Raw genomic sequence first — 4885 nt, 5'->3', positions numbered from 1 at the left:
ATACTGCTCCCCGTTAGTTGACAGTAGTTGCTAAGAGAGTATCTTGTGGCTGATTTCACAAAGGAGTCAGTCATGAAAAGACGTCAAGGAGATATTTTCTTTATAACCAATGTGACTCATCAAAGAGCACCCATACTCATCAAAGAGCACCCATACTCATCAAGAACATTGGTTTACTCTGGAATAGTATTGAGAATATAAAAAGACATATCGATATCAATCTGATGACCTGGGTCATTATTCCAGATCATGTCCATTTTATCATTGAGCCACAGGATTATAAAATTTCCAATATACTGCAGCGAATAAAAATGAGTTTTTCCATGTCGTAGCAGGCCAGGTATAATTTGAAAAGCGGAAAAACATGGCAAAACCGTTTTTGGGATCATATTATAAGGGATATTGATGATTTGAATCGACATATGGATTATATTCATATCAATCCGGTGAAACATGGATATGTCAAAACCCCGGGTGAATGGCCGCATTCATCTTTTAAAATTTATTTTGAGGATGCTTATTATCCGAAAGATTGGGATTTGAGTGAGATAATATTTGAAAAGGGGGATTTTGGAGAATAATAAATAGTCAGGAGCGCAAGGCTCCTGACCTACTCGGGCTATGAAAAATCCCGTCATCCCTGTTTTCTGCGGTTGGTGAGGAAATCGTAGAAAATAAAATTCCCCGGGCCCTGCGGCGAGGCAAAATAGGCCCGCCCCCGGTTAGGTACAATCCATTTCAATGCCGGGGATTTAATCCTGATACTGAATAAAAGGGGAAAGGGGTCGAAGATTTATGGCGACAGGCGCCGGGTTAAACCGGGCGCCCGTCAACCAACCAAGGTAGTAGTAATGATGCCTCGTTTAATCTCGAGACTTTATCTGCTTCAACTCGCCAGGGCGGTCAGATGATACCGTTTCATCTTTGCCCGGAAAGTCGATTCATGGATCGAAAGCATCCGCGCCGCCTCGGACTTGTTCCCGCGAGCGGCCACCAGAGCCTCGACCAATAACTGCTTCTCGAACTGCTCGACCTTCTCGGTCAGGGAGTTGGTCATCTCCTCATCCCGGGTCTCGAAGAATGATCGGGCCAGTTCCACAATCGATCCGTCCTTGGCCATCGAGGCCATGACCGATAATTGCTTGACTTTGTTTTCCATCTGGCGAATATTCCCCGGCCAGTCATATCCGAGAAACTGCCGGACCAGTTCATCCTCCGGTTCACCATCACCGGCCAGAAGACCGCTCTGTTGCATGAACAGCTTCAGGAGATAAGGAATATCTTCCTTACGTTCGCGCAGGGGCGGCAGGCTGAAAGTGATTCCCGCCAGCCGGTAATACAGATCGCGGCGGAAATCCCCCCGCTCGGCCATCTCGTGCAGATCGCGGTTGGTGGCGGCGATAACGATAATATCCAGCGGGATTTCCTTCGCCGTTCCCAGCGGCCGGAGTTTCCTGGCTTCCAGCACACTCAGCAGTTTGGCCTGGACCATCAGCGGAAGTTCGCCCACCTCGTCGAGCAGGATAACTCCGTGGTTGGCGGCCAGAAACAGCCCCTGCCGGTTCGATTCCGCCCCGGTAAAAGCGCCTTTCTGGTAACCGAACAACTCCGATTCGATCAGTGTATCCGGGACGGCCGCGCAGTTGACTGCCACATAAGGGCCGTCCGGGCGGGCCATCGCATGGAAATAGCGGGCCAGAAAATCCTTCCCGGTCCCGGTCTCGCCGGTGATCAATATCGGGATATCCGTTTCCCGAAGATGACCCAGATGCGAGACAACCTGTTTCATTTTCTCGTTCCGGGTTGGGAATCCCGACTCGGTCGCCCCGAATCCGAATTTTTTGTCGGATATCGGCAGGCCGGTGATTTCCAGAGAGCTAATCAGCCGCTGGATATCGGTCGCCCGGTTGATAATTCCGCAGGTGTTGAAAATTTCCTCGGCCCGGCAAAGATACATGGTTTGCTGGTTGGTGCCGAAGACCGCCGATTGTCCCGCCGCGGCCAGACTTTCAGCCAGCTCGAAACGGGCCCGGCATTCCTCAAGCACCGCTATCGCCCGGCCGAATGATCGCCGCGCTTTGTCGGTGTTGTCGAAACATTCATGGCAGACGGCGATAATCTTGTGGAGAGCCCCGATCTCAACCTGGTCCTCGATCTTCTTCATCATCACCAACGCCCGGTTGGCCGTCTTGAAAGCCTTGCGGATATTATTCTGCCGGACATACAGCTCGGCCAGATGCCGCATCGGACGGGCCGCCAGAAGCGAACCGGGAGCAATCCGGTTTCCGCCCGCGACTGCCTCGTTCAGCGCTTCCTCGGCCTCATCAAGCCGCCCGGTCCGGAGCCTCAACTCGCCCAGATACGTCTGATAGATGACTATTTCTTTATTCAGATGCCGACGTGAGGCATATTCCCGGCTTTCATTCAAAGCTGTTTCGGCTTCATCATAGCGCCCCTTCTGGATTTTCACATAACCCAGCGAAAGGTAGGCGCGGGCCAGTTCCACCTCGTCGCCCAGTTCCGACGACAGGTTGATATTGAACCGGATATTTTCCTCGGCCTGGTTGAGTTTGCCCAGCAACGTGTAAACCCGGCCGATATTACCGAAAATGTAGGCCAGCTTTTTGTTATCGCCCTCTTTTTTGGCATGTTCGACCGCCTCGAGCAGGCATTTCAAAGCGGCCTCGAACTCGCCCTTGCGGAATTGCACCGCCGCCAGGCGGTTGAGAGCCACCCCCGCCCGAGCGAAATTGTCGTTTCTGCGAAAGATTGATTCTGCATCGCGATACGCCTTTTCGGCCTCACGGAACTTACCCATATCACGAAGGATATTACCCAGTACTATGTAGCACTCCGCCGATTCCGAGGTCTCGCCGTCCGCCCTGGAAATGACGGCGATGGCGGTTCGGATCAGGGTCAGTGCCCGGGAAAGGTTCTCCGATGAGCCGAATGCCCTGGCGCCGAGACGCATGATTATACCGCTGGTAACATCGGAATGGCCGCTCCAGACACTTTGAATGGAATCAAAGTAACGTCCGGCCGCCGCGAAATCCCGACGAGCTATCAGATCCTCAAGGTACTTCTGACAACTCCTGCGATATTCCATGTCAGCGCTGTTGATTTGACTCATCTTCAGTTACCTCTCCTTCCCGATTCGGTTCCGTTATTATCGTTGTAGGTATCCGGAAGCAGGCCGTTATCCCGCGCCTGGCGATCATCAAGAATCGGCTGGTAATTGAAATCCGGCATATAGATCACCCGGAGCATCTCAATGAAAAACAGCGGGGTGTTGATAAAACTGAAGTCGCTTGTTTTGTTGAGATTTTCGATATCATCGGGGCTTTCATCGCCGCCCCAGGGATGGTCGTCGCCACCATTGTTGTAATTCTGGTGGACCTGGATATCCAGCGAGCGGAAAAATCCGTTCGCCGGAACCGTGGTGACCAGCATAATCAGCGGCACCAGGACCAGAAAAATTTTGATCGGTTTCATTGTCCTACTCCTTGGTTTTGGTTTATAGTAACAAAGAAATGTGTTCCCCTCTATAATAGCAGGCGTGTTGAGGATAATCATGTTGAAGCGGGGCTAATCTCTATTAAATTATACGCACCAACCGCTTGCTTGTCAAGAATTATTTTGCCCGGCAACGGGTTAAAGAATTTCCCCGGTGACAATAATTGACACTCCCTCCCCATTTTTAGAGGTCTACCGCCCTGATTTAATGACGTTTCGCGCCCGCAAATGTGGAAAACTTTTAAATGGATAAAACCGAGACCAATACTTATCAGAAAAAATTTCCTCCGGAAACCGATTGCCGATATCCCCATCGCATATTATACTCATTATGCCAGGTTAGGAATCTCGTTCTCTTGACCATTAACTCGATAACAAACCGGGGCGCCCGCTGTTTGATTTGCACACCATCGTATATACACCAGCGGGATATGGCCCGTCGATAATATACATTTATGATGTCATTTCTGCGAAAACGGGAATCCGGCAAACAGGAGTGTCATTTCAGCGAAGGCGGGAATTCGGTTGTCCTTTCCTGTCATTCTCGCGAAAGCGGGAATCCGGTTTTCGTATGTTATTGTTATAAATAAATACTCATAGATCGGCGTCCCGGGTGAATGACTCCATTCACCGGGTGATTCCTATCTTCAGACATGGGAAAATTCGAATACGCGGGAGGAATAATGGGTATCGAACTGGAACTTGGTATTCTTCTTATCATACAACTTGTAGGTACATCGGTCTTTGCTCCCTTCGAGCTCAATACTTCTCCATTGAAGAAAATATTCAAGTGGTCTTTTCTTGCATTGGCGACCATTGTCTTGTATTTCTTTATTGGCCATTGGGCAATTATTATATCATTATTATTCCCGTTATCGGGATTGATTTACCATATCACTTGGTGTAAGAAGCATGGCATTGATCCAATTAAGGCGACGCCAAGGAAACGTTATTATGAATTGAAAGGTTGGAATTGGCCTGATTGATTCGGGTTGGCCAGTCGTCCAGTTGTAGATTTTAAATGAAATGAAAGGGCTGGATGGCCTACCCTTCGGGTGGGTTTCCTGGTTTACTATTGCCTTGTGAGCGGCAGAAACTTTCGAAGGCGTCTGCCGCCCATGAATATCAGTATCGGGGAACAGGCCCGCACCCCAAGGAGTGCGCCACCGGAGCCCAAAGTAGAAGAAAATAGTCAGGAGCGCAGGGCTCCTGACCTACTCTGGTTGTTGACGGCGAAAATATTCAAAGTCCCCTCTCGAAAGGGGATTTGGGGGTGTGTAAAGCGGATTGGATAACACACCCCGTCTCCGCCTGCGGCATAAATGCCTCCGGCGGATCCACCCCTCTCAAGAGGGGATAATTAGGATGGATT

General features: G+C 50.1%; 4 protein-coding genes and 1 pseudogene. 3 read left to right on the top strand and 2 right to left on the bottom strand.

Annotated elements, in window-relative coordinates; translation table 11 throughout:
• The first annotated feature begins 134 nt into the window (after positions 1-134).
• Together JXQ28_12485 and JXQ28_12480 are read left to right on the top strand one after the other, a co-directional pair.
• Positions 135-332 (top strand): annotated as a pseudogene (locus JXQ28_12485) (transposase).
• Positions 333-347: 15 nt separating this feature from the next.
• Positions 348-581, top strand: a complete 234-nt coding sequence (locus JXQ28_12480; GenBank protein ID MBN2278549.1) for a hypothetical protein — start codon at positions 348-350, stop codon at positions 579-581.
• 305 nt (positions 582-886) lie between these two features.
• On the opposite strand, the gene JXQ28_12475 is transcribed toward JXQ28_12480, so the two are convergent.
• Positions 887-3130 (bottom strand): sigma 54-interacting transcriptional regulator, encoded by a 2244-nt coding sequence (locus tag JXQ28_12475; GenBank protein ID MBN2278548.1) that lies wholly within the window; start codon positions 3128-3130, stop codon positions 887-889.
• A 2-nt stretch (positions 3131-3132) separates the two neighbouring features.
• Positions 3133-3492, bottom strand: coding sequence for a hypothetical protein (locus JXQ28_12470; GenBank protein MBN2278547.1), 360 nt, complete (start codon positions 3490-3492; stop codon positions 3133-3135).
• A 704-nt stretch (positions 3493-4196) separates the two neighbouring features.
• Between JXQ28_12470 and JXQ28_12465 the strand changes: the two genes are divergently transcribed.
• Entirely contained in the window at positions 4197-4499 is a 303-nt protein-coding gene (locus JXQ28_12465; GenBank protein MBN2278546.1) for a hypothetical protein, read from the top strand.
• Positions 4500-4885: the final 386 nt, after the last annotated feature.

It is taken from the genome of Candidatus Zixiibacteriota bacterium (assembly GCA_016933955.1).
In the GTDB taxonomy this organism is placed as follows: domain Bacteria; phylum Zixibacteria; class MSB-5A5; order GN15; family PGXB01; genus JAFGTT01.
Note: the sequence above shows the minus strand (reverse complement) of the source record. Positions and strands in the feature narration are given on the sequence as shown.

Coding starts and splice junctions, on each gene's coding strand:
- JXQ28_12475 (MBN2278548.1), bottom strand. CDS start 3,130: ATGAGTCAAATCAACAGCGCTGACATGGAATATCGCAGGAGTTGTCAG.
- JXQ28_12470 (MBN2278547.1), bottom strand. CDS start 3,492: ATGAAACCGATCAAAATTTTTCTGGTCCTGGTGCCGCTGATTATGCTG.
- JXQ28_12465 (MBN2278546.1), top strand. CDS start 4,197: ATGGGTATCGAACTGGAACTTGGTATTCTTCTTATCATACAACTTGTA.